This is a genomic window from Arthrobacter sp. 35/47, from assembly GCF_000520475.1.
Classification (GTDB): domain Bacteria; phylum Actinomycetota; class Actinomycetes; order Actinomycetales; family Micrococcaceae; genus Arthrobacter_D; species Arthrobacter_D subterraneus.
Genome location: NZ_KI914618.1, coordinates 1 through 16,263, shown reverse-complemented (window position 1 = coordinate 16,263; position 16,263 = coordinate 1). Strand labels below are relative to the sequence as shown.

The following is a 16,263-nucleotide window of genomic DNA, read 5'->3' as shown; positions in this document are numbered from 1 at the left end:
GGTCTACACCGGGTTTGGCCCGATGGCGTCCACCGGTTGTGACAGCGCCACACCTGAACCATCGCGCCGGCCGTGCTCTGTCGGCAGTGCACGCGCAACGCCGGTGGCAGAGACGGCCCGCGCCGGTCCGTGCCCTGCCCACGCGAGGCTCAGATGGTCTTCACCCTTCAGGAAACGGTGGCACCGCACGCCCCCGGTCGCCCTGCCTTTCGCCGGGTATTCGCTGAACTCCGTCACCTTGACGGAACCGGGCACGGTTCCCGGCAGGGCCTCGCTGCCGGCAGCAATGGTCACCACGACGGCGGCAGGATCCTGCGCGCGCACGGCACCGAAGAACACGACGGCGTCGCCCTCGGCCAGCTTGATGCCCGCCACGCCGCCGGCCAGGCGTCCCTGCGGCCGCACCAGGGAGGCAGGGAACCGCAGCAGCTGTGCTTCCCGGGTAATGAAGACGAGATCATCGGCGTCATCCGCAGCCGCGAGGCCCACGACGCTGTCTTTCGGTTTGAGGGTGACTGCCTCCCAATCGTCCCGGTTGAGCGGGTAGTCGGGGACCACCCGCTTGACAACGCCCTGGGCGGTGCCGAGCGCAAAAGGCTTGTCCAGGGGAACCAGCCCCACCAGCACCTCGCCGCGCTCAAGGGTGATGAACTCCTTGACGGAGACTCCGCCGGCCAGGTTGGGGATCCCGTTGGTGGGTGGAAGCGCCGGCATGTCCACGACCTGCAGCCGCACCATGCGTCCGGACGAGGTCAGGGCGCCTATTTCTGCGCGTGCAGTGGTTGCCACCACCGACGTGAAGGCGTCGTGTTTCACCCGCTGTCCGCCGTCGCTGATCGGCTCCCGGCCGGTGGTGCGCGCCAGCTGCCCGGACGTGGAGAGGATGACCCAGCATGGGTCATCGGCGATCTCCAGGGCCAGGGGTGCCTTGGCGCCGTTGCCTGCAGGGCTGGGCAGAACGGTGCCCTTCAGCGGAGCGCTCGCCTCCGATTCCAGCAGAACCGTGCGCCGCGGCGTGGCGAACTGCTCAGCAACAGCAGCGAGCTCATCGGAGACCAGCGCGCGCAGCCTCTGCTCCGACCCCAGGATCTCTTCGAGTTCGGCGATTTCCCGGCGCAGCTCGTCCTGCTCCTTCTCCAGCTCGATGCGGGAGTACTTGGTGAGCTGACGCAGGCGGAGCTCGAGAATGTAGTTGGCCTGGATTTCCGTCAGGTCGTAGATGGACATGAGCCTGGTCCTGGCTGCCGCCGCCTCGTCCGAGGACCGGATGATCTGGATGACCTCATCGATGTCCACGATGGCGATCAGCAGGCCCTCCACGAGGTGGAGGCGGTCCTTCTTCTTCGCGAGCCGGTAGGACGTGCGGCGCCGGACCACGGAAATCCGGTGGCTGATGTATACCTGCAGCAGTTCCACGAGCCCCAGGGTGCGGGGCTGGCCGTCAACGAGGGTCACATTGTTGATGCCGAAGGAGTCCTCCATCGGCGAATACCGGTACAGCTGCGCCAGCACCGCGTTCGGGTTGAATCCGTTCTTCAGCTCAATGACCAGCCGCAGTCCGTGCGTCCGGTCCGTCAGGTCGACGATGTCGGAGATGCCCTGCAGCTTCTTGGCCGTTACGGCGTCCTTGATCTTTTCGATCACCTTCTCAGGGCCCACCATGTACGGCAGCTCGGTGACCACCAGGCCGGTGCGCCGGGCGGAAAGCTGCTCGACCTCAACCGCGGCGCGGGTCTTGAAGGAGCCCCTGCCGGTCGCGTAGGCGTCCCGGATGCCATCCAGCCCGACGATCTTTCCGCCGCTCGGGAGGTCCGGACCCGGCACGAAGCGCATGATGTCCTCGAGCGTGGCCTCCGGGTTGTCGATCAGGTGCCGGGCCGCGGCGATCACCTCGCCGAGGTTATGCGGGGCCATGTTGGTGGCCATGCCGACAGCGATCCCCGTTGCACCGTTGACGAGGAGGTTCGGGAAGGCGGCGGGGAGCACCTCGGGCTGGGTGAGCTGGTTGTCGTAGTTCGGAATGAAGTCGACCACGTCCTCACCGAGGTGGTCGGTCATGGTCAGTGCCGCCGGAGCGAGCCGCGCTTCGGTGTAGCGGGCGGCGGCAGGGCCGTCGTCGAGCGAACCGAAGTTTCCGTGCCCGTCAATGAGGGGGAGGCGGAGGGAGAAGTTCTGAGCCATGCGCACCATGGCGTCGTAGATGGCGGCGTCACCGTGCGGGTGGAGCTTGCCCATCACCTCGCCGACAACCCGGGCGGATTTCACGTGCCCGCGGTCCGGCCGCAGACCCATGTCCGTCATCATGTACAGGATTCTGCGCTGCACGGGCTTCAGCCCGTCCCGGGCGTCAGGGAGGGCGCGGGAATAGATCACCGAGTAGGCGTACTCCAGGAAGGAGCCTTCCATCTCGGAGGTGACATCGATGTCGATGATCTTCTCGGTGTAATCCATATCCGGTGGTGTGGCTTGGCGCCTGGCCATGGTGTGTCGGGTCCTTCGGCAGCTGATTGTTGACGGCAGGCATGCTTGCTGACGGGAGAAGCAGCCGCCCACTAGTGTGAGTCTATGGTGGCTCAGGGACTATACCCCGAATATTGGGAGGCGGACGTCGTGTTGCGGGACGGCTCAACGGGCCATCTCCGGCCGATCTCGCCCGACGATGCGGACGCTGTGCAGGCGTTCCACATGCGGCAGTCGCAGAACTCCATCTACCTGAGGTTCTTCACCTATAAGTCTTCCCTGAGCGAGAAGGAACTCAGGCGCTTCACCGAGGTGGACCACGTGGGCCGGGTTGCCTTTGTGGTCACCCGCGGCCAGGACATCATCGGGATCGGCCGCTACGACCGACTGGACAACCCTGACGAGGCAGAAGTCGCCTTCAATGTCTCCGACGCCTATCAGGGCAGGGGCCTGGGGTCCATCCTGCTCGAACACCTCGCCGCGGCGGCACGGGAAAACGGAATCCGGCGCTTCACGGCCGAGGTGCTGCCCGAGAACCGGAAGATGATTACCGTCTTCGCGGAAGCGGGTTACGAGGTGGAGCGCCGGTTCGATGACGGCGTGGTGGAGCTCAACTTCAATATCGATCCCACCGAGCGGTCCCGTGCGGTGATGGAGGCACGGGAGCACCGCGCGGAGGCGCGGAGCATGCAGACCCTGCTGGCGCCGTCGTCGGTTGCTGTGATCGGGGCCAGCCGCAGCTGGGGGAGCGTGGGGTATTCCCTGCTCGAGCACATTGTCGACGGCGGATTCACCGGCCCGGTGGCGGGGGTCAATCCGGAGGCGTTCGAACTGAACGGCATGGTTGCCTACGGCTCCATCGCGGAAGTACCCGGGCCGGTTGACCTTGCGGTCATCGCCGTGCCCTATGACCAGGTGCTCGCCGTGGTTGAGGAATGCGGACGCGCCGGTGTGAAGGGACTGCTGGTTGCCACGGCGGGCTTCGCCGACGACGACGGCGAAGGACTCTCGCGCCAGCGTGCCCTGGTGCACTGTGCCCGCTCCTACGGCATGCGGGTGGTGGGACCGGCGTCGCTGGGCATCATCAACACGGACCCTGCGGTGCGGTTGAATGCGTCGATGGCCCCGGAACTCCCGGTCCCCGGCGGCCTCGGCCTGTTCAGCCAGTCCGCGGCGATCGGGGTCATGCTCCATGCCGCCGCAGCCAGGCGTTCGCTCGGCCTGTCCTCGGCGCTGTCGGCCGGCAACCGGGCGGACGTGTCCGGGAACGACGCCATGCAGTACTGGGAAGACGACCCGCGGACCAGGGCGGTGGCCCTGTACCTGGAGTCCATCGGAAACCCGCGCAAATTTTCACGCATCGCACGCAGGCTCTCCCGGATGAAGCCGGTCATCGTTGCCAAATCCGACGTCATGGGGCTGCAGTTGCCTCCCGGCCATGCGGTGCGCACCACCCAGGCGCCGGCTGGCGCACTCGACGCGATGCTCCGCCAGTCCGGGGTCATCCGCGTCGAGACGAACGAGCAGTTGATGGACGTGGCGCAGATAGTGGTGGGCCAGCCCGTCCCCGACGGCGCGGGCGTCGCAGTGTTCAGCAACTCCCTCGCACTGGGAAAGGTCCTCGCCGACGCCGCCCGGTCCCAGCAGCTCGAGGTGGTGCGGATGAATGCCCACCTCGAACTCGACGGCGGTCAGTCCGTGGCGCTGCCCGCGCTGGAGAAGGCGCTGACGGAGGCGCTCGAGGATCCTGCCGTGTCTTCCCTCATCCTGACGCTGATCCCCGCCGTCGGGCTGGCCCCCGAAGCGATCCTGCCGGTGCTGAATCGGTGCGGCCGCGCGGCAGGAAAAGCCGTGGTCGCCTGTTTCACCGGTGTACTGGACCCCGCCGCGCAGCTGGAGGGCCTGCGGTCCGGTTCCGGCGGCGGGTCCGATCACGAGGACGCCACCGTGCCGTGCTTCGCCAGTCCGGGGGCCGCCGTGTCGGCGCTGGGCGCCGTCGTGCGTTACAGCCGCTGGCGCGCCGGCGAGCATGGGGTGTTCGCGGAGCTTGAGGGGATCGACGAGGAGGCCGCCGCCGCCCAGCTTGCGCAGGTGCTCTCCGGTGTAAGGGATGTCGGGCTGCGGCGCCTGGACAGCGGGCAGGCCGGCAGGCTTCTCGGCGCCTACGGCATCAGCGTCCTGCCGTCCATTCCATTCGATTCCATCGGGGAAGCCCTGGAGGCCGCCGAAGCGCTGGGCTGGCCTGTGGCGTTGAAGACGGTCGAGGAAAACCTCCGGCACAGGCTGGACTTCGGCGGGGTACGGCTCAACATCGGCGACCAGTCCGGACTGCGGGCGGGGATCGAGGCCATGCGCGCCGAGCTCCGTCCCTTCGGAAGCCCGGGCCTGGAAATCCAGGCCATGGCGCCGCCCGGGCAGGCGTGCGTCATCCGGGCGATCGAGGACCCGCTCCTGGGGCCCGTGATTTCCTTCGGCCTGGCAGGGGACGCCGTCAACCTGCTTGACGACTGGGCGCACGGCATTCCTCCGCTGACCACGGTGGATGTTGCGGATCTGGTGAGGACGCCCCGGGCCAGCAGGAGGCTCTTCGGTTACCAGGGCCTGCCGCCGGTGGACATTCCCGCCATCGAGGACCTGCTCCTGCGCGTCGCTCTGCTGAAGGACCGGCATCCTGAGATTGCGCTGCTGCGGTTCAATCCGGTCCTGGTGTCCGCGTCCGGCCTGGCGATCCTGAGCGCGGAAGTCAGCGTCGGAAATCCCCAGCAGCGCACCGACAGCGCCCGCCGGGCGATGCGGGACTGACCCCGCACCATGGTCCTGAACCGGCGTGCTCCCGGTTAGGCGTGCGCCGCCGCCATAAGTCACACTGGATAGCATGACTCCATCGCTGTCGGCTGAACGCCGCGACCTGGACGCCTCCCTGGAGCGAGCTGGTTTCTACCCGCGCCTGGTGGCCGACGTCGTCCACGATGCCCTGGACGGCAGGGAACCGCTCTCCCACGTGGTCCATCTGGAGACCCACTTCGAGCGGACCGAGGTCCGCCGGCACATCACCGTCCTTGTCCTGACGGAGGACATGCTGGTGGTGACGCACGTTGATGACCAGCAGCTGGACGACGCCGGCGAGCAGGTCACCGCGCAGGTTTCCACCGAGTCCGTTCCGGTCAGCCAGATCCGCTCGGTAGTGCTCAGCTACCAGTACGCCCAGCCGCAGAACTACAAGCCCTCCGATCCCGTCCGCGAACTCACCCTCGGCATCGCCTGGTCCGGCGGCCAGCGGCTGGACATGGGGCCAGCCAGCTGTGGAGACCCGCAGTGCGACGCGGATCACGGTTACACCGGCACCATTGCGCAGGAAGACATCGTCCTGCGGGTCAGCGCGGAGGCGGACGGTCTCCAGGCTGTCCAGAATGCCAAGTCCTTCGCCCGTGCCCTGCGCACGGTGAGTACCGCCAATCCGGCGGTGGCCGGCGTCGTGGTCAACCAGCCGGGTGCCAGCCGGAGGCAGCCCGGGCTGACCAGCCGGTTCAGCCGCGCCCACCACGGGCGGTAATCCGGCACGTGACTGCATCATCGCTCCACAGGGAGCCCCTGCCAGCCGCGCCTGCCTACGGGCGCACCTCTGTTGCCGAGGTCTTCACCAGCTCCGCTGCCGCGCTTGGACTCCCGGACTTCTCCAACACGCTGGACCTGCCGGCGGCCCGTCGGGTCTGCGTGGTCCTGGTGGACGGACTGGGCTCAGCCCTGCTCCGCCAGCGCTCCGGCCACGCCCCCTTCCTGCGGCAGTTCCTCGATTCCGGCCGCAAGCTCGGCTCGGTTTTTCCGAGCACGACGGCGGCGGCGCTTGCTTCGCTCGGGACAGGCCTCGCGCCCGGGCAGCATGGACTGGTGGGCTACGACGTCCTGGACCCGGGGCAGGGCAGGATAGTGAACATGCTCGGCGGATGGGACGCAGCGGTGCAGCCCGACCGTTGGCAGCCCCATCCGACAGTGTTTGAGCGTGTGGCACCCAGGGTGCCGGTCACCAGCGTCGGGCTGGCGCGCTTCGACGGCTCGGGCCTCACCCGCGCGGCGCTGCGGGGCGGCACGTATGTTGCGGGAAGCACCCCGCAGGCACGGGTCAAGGCAGCCTGCAGGGCGCTGGAAGCCACTGACCAGGCACTGGTTTACCTGTATCTGAATGAACTCGACAAGACCGGACACCGTTCCGGATGCATGTCCGCCGACTGGGGAGACCGGCTGGAGGACCTGGACCGGACCATGCGGTCCCTTGCAGCCGGCCTGCCGCCCCACACGCTGCTCCTCCTGACAGCCGATCACGGGATGGTGGATGTTGCACCGGAACAGCAGGTGGACTTTTCCGCTGATCCCGCCCTGATTGACGGCGTAGCCCTCACCGGGGGCGAGCCTCGGATGGTCCACCTCTACACAGAACCGGATCTGACGGAGGCGGGCGCGGCGCGTCTGGTTGAGTCCTGGCGCAGCGCCCACGGACACAGGGCCTGGGTCCTGACACGCGAGGAGGCGATTGCCGCCGGCCTGTTCGGTCCGGTTGCCCCGGCAGTCAGCCCCCGGATCGGAGACGTCCTCATTGCCGCACGCGAGCCCGTGGCGTTCTATGACACCCGCAGGGTCCCGGCCTCGGCGCTCGAGGTGGTCGGCCAGCACGGATCCATCACCCGCGCCGAAAGGGAAGTCCCGCTGCTGACCCTCGCCAAGCCCGGACCGGGCCCAGCCCGTATGGTGGGTCGCTGACCGATGGCCGAGCTCGTGTTCTTCTCCGGAACAATGGACTGCGGCAAGTCCACCCTCGCGCTGCAGATGGATCACAACCACACCGCCCGCGGCCGCAGCGGACTGCTCTTCAGCTCCCACGACCGTGCGGGGGAATCAGTGATTTCCAGCCGCCTCGGACTCATGACACAGGCCGTGGAAGTGCGTCAGGACACCGACTTCTGGGAGGAGCTGGTGCGGCGCCGCACGCATGGGACGCGGGTGGACTATCTCATCTGCGACGAAGCGCAGTTCTACACCCGGCGGCAGATCGAACAGCTGGCGCGGGTGGTCGACGATATGGACATTGACGTTTTTGCGTTCGGCATCACGTCTGACTTCCGCACAGAGCTCTTCCCCGGGTCACAGCGTCTCATCGAGCTCGCCGACCGCACGCAGGTCCTGCAGGTCGAGGCTCTGTGCTGGTGCGGACGGCGTGCCACCCACAATGCGCGTACCGTGGACGGCGTGATGGTGGTGGAGGGGGAGCAAATGGTGGTCGGTGACGTCGAGCCGGCTGCCGTGGAGACTGATCCACGCCAGGCGAGGCTCACGGGCGGCGGGCTGGACGAGCTCGATCCGCCGGCCGCGCCGGTGATCGGCTATGAAACGCTGTGCCGCCGGCACCATATGCGCCGCGTCACCACTCTCAGCGCGCGCACCCAGGCAGGCAGCGACGTTCCGCTGCCGTTCGACCCCGTGGCCGCGCGCCTGTAGTCTCCCGGCGCCCTGGCTGGAGGTGCAGGCTCCGACGGAGGCTAGTCGCCTTTCGTGCCGAATACGATCTCGTCCCAGCTCGGCACGCTGGAGCGCCTTGGCCGAAGCTTCCGGTCGGCCTCCGGCGCCTTCTGCGCACCATCCCGGGCCTCATCGGACGCAGACGGGTTCTCCCCGGCGGCGTCGGCCCGCCGCGATGGCTCCCGGGCGGCAACGGACTCTGACTCCTCGGCCGGGCGCTGCGGCCGCGCAATAACGCTGATCTCCCTGGTGTCCGTACTCACGCCCTCGAAAAGGCGTGGCGTGCCGTCGTCGTACATGTCCCCGGAGTTTTCGTCGTCGAAAATGGAGGGAGCCAGGCTGAGTCCGGGGAAAGGCCGGGTCTGCGCACCGGCCGGTTGGGTGTCCGCTTCCTCGGCCTCGCCGTTGCCCGGACGCGGATGCGCAGCGGGCACGTGGCCCTTGGCCAGCATCAGGGCAAGCGCATCATCGCCGTCCTCATCCGTGCCCAGGCGGTGACCGCGGCGTGACCGCAGCACATCCAGCAGCTCATCGGCGTCGTCGTCCTGGGGTGTTTCCTCGGCGGCATCGGTCTCAAAGTCGAAAACCCTGTCCGCCACGGCGCTGAGCCTCCGGGAGGGGAGCGGGCCGTCAAGCGGCTCCAGCTCGCTCAGGACCTGGGCCCAGCGGTTGGCATTCAGCACCGTCTTGCGGGACGGGTTGAACGTCCACTGCGCGGGCGGTTCCTCACCCACGGAGGCTGCAGTTCCGGCAGGCAGCTCGAACCGGACCACCACGGTCCACAGGCCGTCCGGCTTGCGCCAGGCGTCCCATTCAGCGGTTTCCGGATCCACCCCGAACGCCTGCAGGCGGTACCGGACCATGTCATCGAGCTGGGCCGGATTGTCGCCGAACGCGGACCGGTAGCCATCATTGGAGGGCAGCGGCGAAGCCACCTCGACCCGCTGCGCAAGCTGGGCCATGTAATCGCGCTCGGCGCGGACCGGTCCTTCATAGCGCAGCACATGCTGCAGTTCCACACCCGTCTCATCGACGATCTGCTGGGCGGTTGCGCCGCCCCGGATCCGCGCCTGGATGTCCCGCGGGCTCAGGGGCGCGCGCCGTGCCTTGCCGTCCGGGCTCTCCGATGTACCGGGTGCCTCCTGCCGCGCCGGACGTGTGGATGGCCGTGTGCTTGCCATCCGCAGCGCCTCGTTGATAGGCAGGCGGAACGAAGCCCCACCCTCACCGCCCAGCAGCAGATGGCCTCCGCCCTCATCCACGCCTACCAGCCGTAGCTCCTGCATCAAAAACCCTCCAGCCGACATACATTACCTTTGGTGAAACTTTGCCATCCAAAGGGGTCCGTTCCTACTTCATCCCTAGGTGTGGCGCGGAAGTTATGCACCGATTCGCTTTTAAGGGGACGATCAGCAACAATCTCTGCGGTACGGGCACAAAATTGACCCCCGCAGCGTTGTGACACGAACAGGATCTGCGCTGTACGGCGCCGTTCCTGGATCACTGATTTCCACCGATAGACCACCGACATCCACCGGAGCGTGAACTACTAACTATGGCGACTGACTACGATGCGCCTCGGAAGACTGACGACGAACTCAGCGAAGATTCCATTGAAGAGCTGAAATCCCGTCGTACGGACAAGCAGTCCGCGGTAGTCGACGAGGACGAGACTGACGCAGCGGAAGGCTTTGAACTCCCGGGCGCCGATCTTTCCGGCGAGGAACTTCTCGTGCGGGTCCTTCCGGCGCAGGCCGACGAATTCACCTGTGCTTCCTGCTTCCTCGTGCGCCACCGCTCCCAGATTGCGAAAGAGAAGGACGGGCTGGCCTACTGCAAGGACTGCGAAGGCTGAGCCTTTTCCTGCGACTTTACGTTCCCTGCGACGGGGCGGTCAGGGCAGCTGTCAGCTGCTCGGGCCGCCTCGTTGACGTTAACCAGTAAGGAGTAGGGTCCTCCGCATCATTGATCGTGATCCTCACCACCGGCGAGATCCACCCCCGGATACAGAGGTATGCCTTGCCGTGCAGTTCCGTCCCTCGCTGCGCTGTTGCAGCTGAGCCGGTGAACGCCTCAACATCTCCCAGATACTTCCGCTCGATCTGCGCTTTTCCCACCTGGAGCTCGGTGGAGGTCAGCCTGATGCGGGGGGTGGAAAGCAGGAGGAGGGTACTCAGGACGGCGGCGACGACGACGGCGGCCACAATCCCTGCCTGGATGCTGATGGGAATGAACGTGAATACGGAGGCAACGGCGGCACCGGCCACCACCAGCCAGATCCACGGCGCCGGCCACAGCTTCTCTTCGTAAAGCACCGGCTCACCGGCGGATCCTGTAGGCATGTCAGCTAGCTAAGCACCTTTCCTGCCGCTTTTCATCCCGGCCTGAAAGCGCAGGCCAGCCCGTGGAAGCGCTACAGTAAATGGTGCAAAGGGCTCCGGTGCATTCCGCACTTTCGGCGCAGCGCCGGCCGACGGCGCATGCTGTGCCCGCCCATCAGAAGAACCGTGCAGGAGAAGACGTGCTTGATACAGCGGAAGCATTGTCAGTGCAGATCAAAATGCTCGACGACGGCCTCGAGCCTCCTTCCTACGCACACCCCGGTGACGCGGGCGCTGACCTGCGGACCAGGATCGACTTCGAGCTCCAGCCCGGTGCGCGCGCGCTGATTCCCACCGGGGTTTCCCTGGCACTGCCGGTCGGCTACGCCGCTTTTGTCCATCCCCGGTCAGGACTGGCCGCCAAACACGGCATCACCGTCGTCAATTCGCCCGGAACAGTCGACGCCGGCTACCGCGGCGAAATCGCCGTGACCCTGTTGAACACGGACCCGGACGCTTCCCTGTCCTTCAGAAGGGGCGACCGCATCGCCCAGCTGGTGATCCAGAAAGTGGAACACGCAGCGTTCGTGACGGTCCAGGAGCTGCCCGATTCGGTGCGGGGTGCCGGCGGGTTCGGTTCCACCGGGGGATTCACGCCCTCGGCCGGAGCCACACGCTGACGCAATCGACCGGCAGCCGCCGGCTGTCGAGAACTATCGAAGGAGGAACCCGATCATGATTTTCGGGCGCCGCAAGAAAAACCAGGAGTCCGGCAAGGACTCAAGCGCTGCATTGAGTTCTGCCGACGAGACCGACGAGCTCCCGGAAGAGCAGGGCGAGGGCGCGTCGACAGAGGACGGCCGCGCCGCTACCGGTCCGTTCGACGAGTCCGAGAAGGACACCACCGCCGGCTACATCGACCTCGGAGCCCTTCGTATTGCCGCTGCCGAGAACCTGCAGCTCCGTCTCGAGGTCGAGGAACGTACAAAGCGGGTCATCGCGGTCACGCTGGATATCAAGGGCTCGAACCTGCAGCTGCAGGCGTTCGCTGCTCCCCGGTCGGAAGGGCTCTGGGATGAAATCCGCGGCCAGATCGCAGCATCGGTGGGCTCGCAGGGCGGCACCGTCGAAGAGCGCACGGGGGAGTTCGGTACCGAACTGATCGCCAGGCTTCCCGCACAGACTCCCGACGGACGTCAGGGATTCCGGGTGGCGAGGTTCGTCGGAGTGGACGGTCCGCGCTGGTTCCTCCGAGGCGTCTTCGGGGGCCCTGGTGCCATGGATCCAGCAGCAGCCGCGCCGATGGAACAGCTCTTCCGGAACGTGGTCGTGGTTCGCGGAGAGCATCCGCTGCCTCCGCGTGAGCTCCTGCCGCTCCGGTTGCCCAAGGACGCCGGAGCCCCGAAGCAGCAGGCTGAGCAGCCGCTGACGGCTCCGGATGACCCGCTACGCCGGGGTCCCGAGATCACCCACATTGGCTGACCAACTGGCCCTGCCGCGCCGTGGACGGATCAGCGGGCACGGCTTCGTGGAGCGGGTGACCATCCTGCCCCGCAGTGCCATGCCCCAGTTCTCGGCGATGGTAACCCTGCACGAACCGCGCGACGCCCGCGTCCGGCTCCTCTGGACCGGGCAGCGGAGGATCCCGGGCATCGACCCGGGGGTCAACCTGGCGTTCGAGGGAATGCTCACCGTCGTTGACGGGGTACCCACCATTCACAACCCGCGGTATGAGATTGTCGGCCGTGTCGAGGAGTCAGAGTGAACCAGCCCGCAGAGAACCCGCCAGGCAGCGATCCGTCCGACAACCGTGAAGTCCCGCAGCCCGAGTCGGGAATGGGCGGCCTGGCCGGCCAGTACGCTGCCAAGGCGGGGGTCCGCCAGGATGAGAGCGGCCGCATCGACGTGCTGCAGTCCATCGGAGGAGTGCGCGGCCTCGCCGAGAGCATCCTGCCCGGCCTGCTGTTCACCGTGGTCTTCACCATCCTGCGGGATCTGCAGCTCGCCCTCGTGGCTGCGCTGGCCGTCTCCGCAGTGTTCACGGTCATTCGGCTCCTGACCAGAACGCCCCTCACGCAGGCTCTGTCCGGCCTGGTGGGCGTGGCCATCTGTGCCTTTGTCGCGAACCGGACAGGCAACGCGGAGGACTTCTTCCTCCCCGGATTCTTCACCAACGCCGCCTACATCGTGGGTATGGCTGTGTCCATCGCCGTCCGATGGCCGCTGGCCGGACTGCTCTTCGGGTTCATCCGCGGCGAGGGCACGGAATGGCGCAAACAACCGGCGAGGATCCGCGCCTACTCCCTGGCAACCTGGCTGATCGTCGCCGTACTGGCCCTGCGGCTCATTGTGCAGGTGCCGCTCTACCTTGCGGACAATATCGCGGCCCTGGGCGCCACCCGCGTTGCCATGGGGGTTCCGCTCTACGCACTGGGGCTCTGGTTCGCGTGGCTGGTATCCCGGCCGGCGCTGGAGAAGCAGCAGCATCCGCCCGCCTGACGCGGCCGGCTCGCCGGAAGGCTCCGTTACGAGGTCGGCCGCAGAGCAGTCCTGAGGGCATCCTCGGCGGCGATGGCAGCGACGAAGAACAGCTCGTCGCCGGCCTCCACCACATCATCCGGGCTGGGAGCAATCGGAGCATCGTCACGCAGGATGGCCACCGCCGTGCAGTCGGCGGGCAACTCGACGGAGCCGAGGGTCCGTCCCACCAGCAGCGAGTCCTGCGGAACGGTGAACTCCACAATCGCGGACACGCCGGTCTGCAGGGTCAACAGGCGCACAAGGTCGCCGATTTCCACCGCTTCCTCGACCAGTGCCGTCATGAGGCGGGGCGTGTTGACGGCGACGTCCACTCCCCAGGAGTCATCGAACATCCAGTCGTTCTTGGGATTGTTGACCCGGCCCACCGTCCGTCCCACGCCGAACTCGCTCTTGGCAAGGAGGGAGACGACCAGGTTTACCTTGTCATCACCGGTCGCGGAGACCACGACGTCGGCCTCGTCCAGTTTGGCGTCCTTGAGCGTGGTGAGCTCGCAGGCATCACCGATCAGCCAGCGCGCCCCTTTAAGGCCGCTGCGCCCGACCACCTCGGGCTTCTCATCGATGAGCAGGATGTCATGGTTGTTGGACAACAGCTCGCGGGCAATCGAGGACCCCACACTTCCCGCCCCGGCAATGACTACCTTCATTCCTGCTCCTCCCGCGGCTGCTTGGACAGTACCCGAGCCACTTCATCCGTAGCGGCGGTTTCCATCATGGCGTGGACCACGTCGCCTTCCTGGTAACTGGTGCCGCTGCCGGGCAGCATCCCCTCGCCGAAGCGGGTCAGGTAGGCGACGCGGACTCCGGCGGCCGCCTCGATCTCCTTGATCGAGCGGCCGAGCCAGCCGTCATGGAGGGTGAGTTCGCCCAGGATGAGCCTTCCCGAGGATTCCCGGAAATCGCCGTTGATGCTCTGTTCAGGGAGGATCCGGCGCAGGACCTGGTCCGCGCTCCACCGGACGGCCGCAACGGTGGGTATACCGAGCCGCTGGTAGATCTCGGCGCGCCCGGGATCGTAGATCCTGGCGACGACGTGCGGGACGTGGAAAATCTCCCGCGCCACCCGGGTGGCAAGAATGTTGGAGTTGTCACCACTGGACACGGCGGCGAAGGCATAGGCGTTTTCGATGTCCGCGTTCTTCAGCGTGTCGCGGTCAAAGCCAACGCCGGTGACCTTGCGGCCGCCGAAGGAACCCCTGAGCCTGCGGAACGCGCGGTCATCCTGGTCAATGATTGCCACGCTGTGTCCGGACTCGTCCAGCGTGTGTGCCAGGCTGACTCCCACCCGGCCGCAGCCCATGATTACGAAATGCGCCACTGCGCCACCCCTGATTGTGTTCCGTTCATTGTCTTCCAAGGGTAGTGGAGGGCGGCACCACCAAACGCGCTAGTCTGTGGGCTGTGCTGACTTTCTTCGAGGCCGCCAAGCGGGTGCTGGTGGGCAAACCGTTCCGCAACGACCGGCTCCGGCATGAGACGCTGCCCAAGAAGATCGCCATGCCGCTGTTTTCGACCAGTGCACTGTCTTCCACGGCCTATTCACCGGACGAGATCCTTCTTACCCTCGCACTCGCGGGAGTCACCGCCGTTGCTGTTTCCCCCTGGGTGGGGCTCGCCGTCATCGTTGTCCTGCTGGTGGTCATCGCGTCCTACCGGCAGTCCGTACACGCTTATCCCTCCGGCGGCGGTGATTATGAAATCGCCCGGCGCAACCTCGGCGACGGCGCGGGGGTGACCGTGGCTGCGGCGCTCATGGTGGACTACGTCCTGACGGTTGCCGTGTCGGTTTCCGCCGCCGCACACTATCTGATTTCCCTGGCCCCCGTGCTCGCAGGGGCGCAGACCTCACTGGCGGTGGGGGCCGTCGTCGTGCTGGTTCTGGTGAACCTGCGCGGCTTCACCCGGGACGCACGCGTCCTGGCGCTTCCGTCCTACGTGTTCATGGCCGCAATCCTGGCGCTGTGCGTCACCGGGATCATCCAGCGGCTCACGGGGACGCTGGGGGAGGCGCCGAGCGCCCGCTTCGAAATCATTCCGGACGCGGCGTTCGACAACGGGCTGGTGGGCCTTGCCGGCGCACTCCTCATCCTGCGGGCGTTTTCCTCGGGGGCTGCGGCGCTGACCGGTGTGGAGGCTCCGAGCGCCAATGTGCCCAGCTTCGAGCCTCCGCGCAGCAGGAACGCCGCGAGCACCCTGCTCATCCTCGGCGTGGTCGCCTCCCTGATGACCGCCGGAGTCATCTACCTCGCCAACGCCACGCGGGTCCACGTGGTGCAGAACCCCGCCACGCAGCTGCTGCTGGACGGTGAGCCCGTGCCCGGGTCCTACGTGCAGAACCCGGTCATCAGCCAGCTTGCACGGACCATTTTCGACGGCGGAAGCCTCCCGTTCATCGTGGTCGTCGCTGCGACCGCGCTCATCCTGCTGCTGGCAGCGCATGGCGCCTTCAACGGTTTCCCGGTGCTGGCGTCGATCCTGGCCAAGGACGGCTACCTGCCCCGCCAGCTGCGTACCCGCGGTGACCGCCTCACGTTCAGCAACGGCATCATGGCCCTCGGCCTCGGCGCCATCCTGCTCATCCTCGTCTTCCGCGCGGACGTCACACAGCTGGTGCAGCTGTACATTGTCGGCGTCTTTGTGTCCTTCACCGCCACCCAGCTGGCGTTGATCAAGCACTGGGGCCGCGAGCTGCGCAGTACCGTGGACAGGAAGCGCCGCTGGCAGATGAACAAGTCCCGGGCAATCAACTCGATCGGCTTCGTGCTGACCGCGGCGGTGCTCGTGGTGGTGCTGGTGACGAAGTTCGAGTTCGGTGCCTGGATTGCGGTCCTGGCCATGGCCGCACTGTTTGTGGTCATGTTCAGCATCAAGGCCCACTACGACCAGGTGGCCCGCGAACTGGCCATCGATGATGCCGCCTCCGCCCGTGCCCTGCCCTCCCGAGTCCACGCAGTCATCCTCGTCTCCCACGTGCGCAAACCGGTGCTGCGTGCCCTGGCCTTCGCGCGGGCATCCCGGCCCTCCAAACTGGATGCGATCGTGGTGGACGTCGACCCGGAGGAAACCCGGCGCACGCTCGAGGACTGGGACCGCCTTGAGGTGCCCGTGCCGATCACCGTCCTTGCCTCTCCCTACCGCGACACCATCCAGCCGATCATGGACTACATCAAGTCGATGCGCAGGGACTCACCCCGGGACCTCATCGTTGTCTACATCCCCGAATACGTTGTCGGTAAATGGTGGGAGCAGCTCGTGCACAACCAGACCGCACTTCGCATCAAGACACGGCTCCACTTCGAGCCGGGCGTTATGGTGGCAAGCGTGCCATGGCAGCTGGCTTCCTCCGATGCCGCCCGCAAATTCCAGGACCTCAGGTGACGCAGACCCCAGAACTCGAACTGACCATCGGCCCGCCCGCCCATGGCGGGCA

The 16,263-nt window shown here is 66.7% G+C and carries 15 protein-coding genes; 10 read left to right on the top strand and 5 right to left on the bottom strand.

What is annotated here, in order from left to right:
* Window positions 1–3 precede the first annotated feature (3 nt).
* On the bottom strand, window positions 4–2,481 hold the full coding sequence (locus tag X803_RS0114940; RefSeq protein ID WP_026545758.1) for a DNA gyrase/topoisomerase IV subunit A: 2,478 nt from the start codon (window positions 2,479–2,481) through the stop codon (window positions 4–6).
* A gap of 84 nt (window positions 2,482–2,565) precedes the next feature.
* On the opposite strand from X803_RS0114940, the gene X803_RS0114935 reads away from it, so the two are divergent.
* The 4 genes from X803_RS0114935 to X803_RS0114920 all read left to right on the top strand — a co-directional run bounded on the left by X803_RS0114935 (window position 2,566) and on the right by X803_RS0114920 (window position 7,950).
* On the top strand, window positions 2,566–5,262 hold the full coding sequence (locus X803_RS0114935) for a bifunctional acetate--CoA ligase family protein/GNAT family N-acetyltransferase (protein WP_026545757.1): 2,697 nt from the start codon (window positions 2,566–2,568) through the stop codon (window positions 5,260–5,262).
* A 73-nt stretch (window positions 5,263–5,335) separates the two neighbouring features.
* Complete coding sequence (locus tag X803_RS0114930) at window positions 5,336–6,013, top strand: DUF5998 family protein (RefSeq protein ID WP_026545756.1); 678 nt, start codon at window positions 5,336–5,338, stop codon at window positions 6,011–6,013.
* 8 nt (window positions 6,014–6,021) lie between these two features.
* Entirely contained in the window at window positions 6,022–7,215 is a 1,194-nt protein-coding gene (locus tag X803_RS0114925) for an alkaline phosphatase family protein (protein ID WP_026545755.1), read from the top strand.
* A gap of 3 nt (window positions 7,216–7,218) precedes the next feature.
* Window positions 7,219–7,950 carry a thymidine kinase gene (locus X803_RS0114920; protein ID WP_026545754.1) on the top strand — a complete coding sequence of 244 codons (732 nt, stop codon included), beginning with the start codon at window positions 7,219–7,221 and terminating at the stop codon, window positions 7,948–7,950.
* A gap of 41 nt (window positions 7,951–7,991) precedes the next feature.
* Here X803_RS0114920 and sepH read toward each other — a convergent pair whose 3' ends face one another.
* Entirely contained in the window at window positions 7,992–9,257 is a 1,266-nt protein-coding gene (sepH, locus tag X803_RS0114915) for a septation protein SepH (protein ID WP_026545753.1), read from the bottom strand.
* A 269-nt stretch (window positions 9,258–9,526) separates the two neighbouring features.
* On the opposite strand from sepH, the gene X803_RS0114910 reads away from it, so the two are divergent.
* Window positions 9,527–9,826 (top strand): DUF4193 domain-containing protein, encoded by a 300-nt coding sequence (locus X803_RS0114910; protein WP_026545752.1) that lies wholly within the window; start codon window positions 9,527–9,529, stop codon window positions 9,824–9,826.
* A 16-nt stretch (window positions 9,827–9,842) separates the two neighbouring features.
* Here X803_RS0114910 and X803_RS0114905 read toward each other — a convergent pair whose 3' ends face one another.
* Entirely contained in the window at window positions 9,843–10,313 is a 471-nt protein-coding gene (locus X803_RS0114905; protein ID WP_026545751.1) for a DUF3093 domain-containing protein, read from the bottom strand.
* A gap of 179 nt (window positions 10,314–10,492) precedes the next feature.
* Here X803_RS0114905 and dut point away from each other — a divergent pair, with 179 nt between their 5' ends.
* The 4 genes from dut (at window position 10,493) to X803_RS20400 (ending at window position 12,791) form a co-directional block, all read left to right on the top strand.
* On the top strand, window positions 10,493–10,972 hold the full coding sequence (gene dut / locus X803_RS0114900) for a dUTP diphosphatase (protein WP_026545750.1): 480 nt from the start codon (window positions 10,493–10,495) through the stop codon (window positions 10,970–10,972).
* Window positions 10,973–11,027: 55 nt separating this feature from the next.
* A complete protein-coding gene (locus tag X803_RS0114895) occupies window positions 11,028–11,774 on the top strand; it encodes a DUF3710 domain-containing protein (RefSeq protein WP_026545749.1) in 747 nt (248 codons plus the stop codon).
* On the top strand, window positions 11,767–12,057 hold the full coding sequence (locus X803_RS0114890; protein ID WP_245702822.1) for a hypothetical protein: 291 nt from the start codon (window positions 11,767–11,769) through the stop codon (window positions 12,055–12,057). The genes X803_RS0114895 and X803_RS0114890 overlap by 8 nt, the downstream gene beginning before the upstream one ends.
* A 71-nt stretch (window positions 12,058–12,128) precedes the next feature.
* Window positions 12,129–12,791 carry a DUF3159 domain-containing protein gene (locus tag X803_RS20400; protein WP_035779363.1) on the top strand — a complete coding sequence of 221 codons (663 nt, stop codon included), beginning with the start codon at window positions 12,129–12,131 and terminating at the stop codon, window positions 12,789–12,791.
* A 26-nt stretch (window positions 12,792–12,817) separates the two neighbouring features.
* Here X803_RS20400 and X803_RS20395 read toward each other — a convergent pair whose 3' ends face one another.
* A complete protein-coding gene (locus X803_RS20395; RefSeq protein WP_035779314.1) occupies window positions 12,818–13,480 on the bottom strand; it encodes a potassium channel family protein in 663 nt (220 codons plus the stop codon).
* Complete coding sequence (locus tag X803_RS0114875) at window positions 13,477–14,151, bottom strand: potassium channel family protein (protein ID WP_026545747.1); 675 nt, start codon at window positions 14,149–14,151, stop codon at window positions 13,477–13,479. The genes X803_RS20395 and X803_RS0114875 overlap by 4 nt, the downstream gene beginning before the upstream one ends.
* Before the next feature lie 83 nt (window positions 14,152–14,234).
* Here X803_RS0114875 and X803_RS0114870 point away from each other — a divergent pair, with 83 nt between their 5' ends.
* Complete coding sequence (locus tag X803_RS0114870) at window positions 14,235–16,211, top strand: APC family permease (protein ID WP_026545746.1); 1,977 nt, start codon at window positions 14,235–14,237, stop codon at window positions 16,209–16,211.
* The last annotated feature ends 52 nt before the right edge of the window (window positions 16,212–16,263 follow it).

What these genes read in the sequence shown, in the direction of transcription:
- X803_RS0114940 (WP_026545758.1), bottom strand. Translation starts at nt 2,481, where the DNA reads ATGGCCAGGCGCCAAGCCACACCACCGGATATGGATTACACCGAGAAG.
- X803_RS0114935 (WP_026545757.1), top strand. Translation starts at nt 2,566, where the DNA reads ATGGTGGCTCAGGGACTATACCCCGAATATTGGGAGGCGGACGTCGTG.
- X803_RS0114930 (WP_026545756.1), top strand. Translation starts at nt 5,336, where the DNA reads ATGACTCCATCGCTGTCGGCTGAACGCCGCGACCTGGACGCCTCCCTG.
- X803_RS0114920 (WP_026545754.1), top strand. Translation starts at nt 7,219, where the DNA reads ATGGCCGAGCTCGTGTTCTTCTCCGGAACAATGGACTGCGGCAAGTCC.
- sepH (WP_026545753.1), bottom strand. Translation starts at nt 9,257, where the DNA reads ATGCAGGAGCTACGGCTGGTAGGCGTGGATGAGGGCGGAGGCCATCTG.
- X803_RS0114910 (WP_026545752.1), top strand. Translation starts at nt 9,527, where the DNA reads ATGGCGACTGACTACGATGCGCCTCGGAAGACTGACGACGAACTCAGC.
- X803_RS0114905 (WP_026545751.1), bottom strand. Translation starts at nt 10,313, where the DNA reads ATGCCTACAGGATCCGCCGGTGAGCCGGTGCTTTACGAAGAGAAGCTG.
- X803_RS0114895 (WP_026545749.1), top strand. Translation starts at nt 11,028, where the DNA reads ATGATTTTCGGGCGCCGCAAGAAAAACCAGGAGTCCGGCAAGGACTCA.
- X803_RS20400 (WP_035779363.1), top strand. Translation starts at nt 12,129, where the DNA reads ATGGGCGGCCTGGCCGGCCAGTACGCTGCCAAGGCGGGGGTCCGCCAG.
- X803_RS20395 (WP_035779314.1), bottom strand. Translation starts at nt 13,480, where the DNA reads ATGAAGGTAGTCATTGCCGGGGCGGGAAGTGTGGGGTCCTCGATTGCC.